The organism is Clostridium thailandense (assembly GCF_019207025.1).
GTDB lineage: Bacteria > Bacillota > Clostridia > Clostridiales > Clostridiaceae > Clostridium_AM > Clostridium_AM thailandense.
Window position 1 is genome coordinate 1 of sequence record NZ_JAEEGC010000246.1, and the last position, 2,538, is coordinate 2,538.

Consider the following 2,538-nt stretch of genomic DNA (forward strand, 5'->3'; position numbering starts at 1 on the left):
CATAATTATGAAGTGTTCTTTGTTTTTTTTGTAATTATATATAAATTTTAATAAATGCTTAAAAAAATTAAAGATATAGCATTAAAGCTGTTATACTTTGTCTCTTAAGTCCTTGTAAACTTACAATAGAAGTGTTATAATTTATGATAATATTGTGAAATATTTATTCAATTCACACAAAAAATACATTTACTTGATATACTGCAGAGAATCTTTTAAAATGAGAGGAGGATTATTGAACTATTTCATAGATTGAGGTTCAATAAAAAATTATGATAGACGAGAAAAAAATTAGAGATGCAGTTAAGATGATTATAGAAGCTATAGGAGAAGACCCAGATAGGGAAGGTTTAATCGAAACTCCAGATAGAATTGCTAGGATGTATAAAGAAATTTTTGTTGGAATAAATGAGAATCCTAGTGAACATTTAAAGAAGACTTTTACTGTAGAGAGTGATGGTATAATATTAGAAAAAGATATACAATTCTATTCCATGTGCGAACATCATTTTGTTCCATTCTATGGAAAGGTTCACATAGCATATATAGCTAATGGAAAGGTTGCAGGACTAAGTAAATTAGCAAGAACTGTAGAGGTGTTTGCTAAGAGACCTCAACTTCAGGAGAGAATGTGTTTACAAATAGCTGAGTCAATCATGGAATATTTAGGTGCATTAGGTGTTATGGTAGTGATAGAAGCAGAACATATGTGTATGACAATGAGAGGTGTAAAAAAGCCTGGAAGTAGGACTGTGACTACAGTAGTTAGAGGATGTTTTGAAAAGGATTCAAAGCTTAAAGATGAAGTATATAGAATGATTAAAGTTTAACAGGGGGCTGCAAAATTATTGAATAAAGTTAATGCTATACTAAACAACTACAAGTTTAAAGAATATTTAATTAAAAACCAAGAATGTGAAAAGGATAGAGTGTTTTGCCGACATAATTTGGAGCATTTTATGGATGTAGCTAGAATAGCTTATATAATGGTATTAGAAAACAATATCGATATAGAAAAGGAAATAATATATAGTGCAGCTTTATTACATGATATAGGTAGATGGAAGCAATATATAGAAAGTATACCACACGAAAAAGCTAGTTATGAATTAGCTAATGATATATTAAGTGAATGTAATTATATGCAAGAGGAAAAAGCAATAATTCTAGATGCTATTTTAAACCATAGAAACGAAAAAAATGAAAAAGGAACTTTTAACTATATCTTTTATTTAAGTGATAAACTTTCAAGAGGATGTTTTAGTTGTAAAGTTCAAAATGAGTGTAAGTGGAAAAAAGAAAAGAAAAATTTGAAGATAATTTACTAGAAATAATAATTTAGTTTAATTGCTTAAGTTATACTTTACTCCTACTTGTATAAGTAGGAGTTTTTTTGATTTGCTACTATTAAATTATATAGGAGAATAAAAATATGGATAAAATTTATGTAAAAGATTTAGAAGTTTATGCTTTTCATGGAGTTAATCAACAAGAAAAGGATATGGGACAGCGATTCCTAATATCTCTGGAGTTATCTGTGAATTTAAATGCGCCCGGAGAAAGTGACGATTTAACTCAAACGGTAAATTATGCTCAGCTTTGTTATGATGTTGAAAAAAAATTTAATGAGGATAAATTTGATCTAATTGAGAAGGCTGCAGAGGAGTTAGCAAAATTTATACTTTTAAATTATGAATTAGTCGAAGGTGTAAAAGTTAAGTTAAAAAAGCCTTGGGCACCGATTGGAAAGCCTTTAGATCATGTTGCAGTAGAAATTGAAAGATCATGGCATACTTCCTATATTGCTATCGGGTCTAATATGGGAGATAAAGAATCTAATTTAAATTCTGCTATTGAACTTATAAATAGCTCGGATAGCATAAAGGTAGTGAAAATCTCTAAATTTTATGAAACAGAGCCAGTTGGATATTTAGACCAAGATAGTTTTTTGAATGGAGCACTTGAGGTGAAAACACTTTTAACTCCTAGTAAATTAATAAAATTTTTATTAGAAAAAGAAAAAGATTTAAAGCGTGAAAGAATGATAAAATGGGGTCCGAGGACTATAGATCTAGATATAATACTCTATGATAATTTGATAACATGTGATGAAGACATTATAATCCCACATCCAAGAATGCATGAAAGATTATTTGTTTTAAAGCCTTTATCTGATATAGCGCCATATATTATGCATCCAATATTAAATAAAAGAATTGTTGAATTAATGAATAAAATTTCTGAAAATAAGGAATTATAGTATTGTAATGTGTAATAACAAATAAACCTTACCTAGAGTGTCTATAGCAAAAATAGTGAGTATTATCTAGAAATATATAAGAAAATAGATGATAATTTCAAATTATGACTTTTTGATGTAGACACTAATATTTATTAAATGATATTATATTACATGTCGCCTGAAGAAACGACAAAGCTTAACAAAAAGAATTAAAAAAGTTCTTGACAATGTTAAGCAGGTATGGTAAACTATGATAGTCGCTTAAATGAAGCGGTGATGATCCTTGAAAATTAAAC

3 protein-coding genes are annotated in these 2,538 nt (G+C 28.4%); all 3 read left to right on the forward strand.

The window, feature by feature from the left end:
• The first annotated feature begins 275 nt into the window (after positions 1 to 275).
• The 3 genes from folE to folK all read left to right on the forward strand — a co-directional run bounded on the left by folE (position 276) and on the right by folK (position 2,260).
• Positions 276 to 830: a GTP cyclohydrolase I FolE gene (folE, locus tag I6U48_RS29265; RefSeq protein ID WP_218324042.1), complete on the forward strand. Its 555-nt coding sequence runs from the start codon at positions 276 to 278 to the stop codon at positions 828 to 830.
• Between the two features lie 18 nt (positions 831 to 848).
• Entirely contained in the window at positions 849 to 1,328 is a 480-nt protein-coding gene (locus I6U48_RS29270) for an HD domain-containing protein (protein WP_218324040.1), read from the forward strand.
• 104 nt (positions 1,329 to 1,432) lie between these two features.
• Positions 1,433 to 2,260 (forward strand): 2-amino-4-hydroxy-6-hydroxymethyldihydropteridine diphosphokinase, encoded by an 828-nt coding sequence (gene folK / locus I6U48_RS29275; RefSeq protein ID WP_218324041.1) that lies wholly within the window; start codon positions 1,433 to 1,435, stop codon positions 2,258 to 2,260.
• Positions 2,261 to 2,538: the final 278 nt, after the last annotated feature.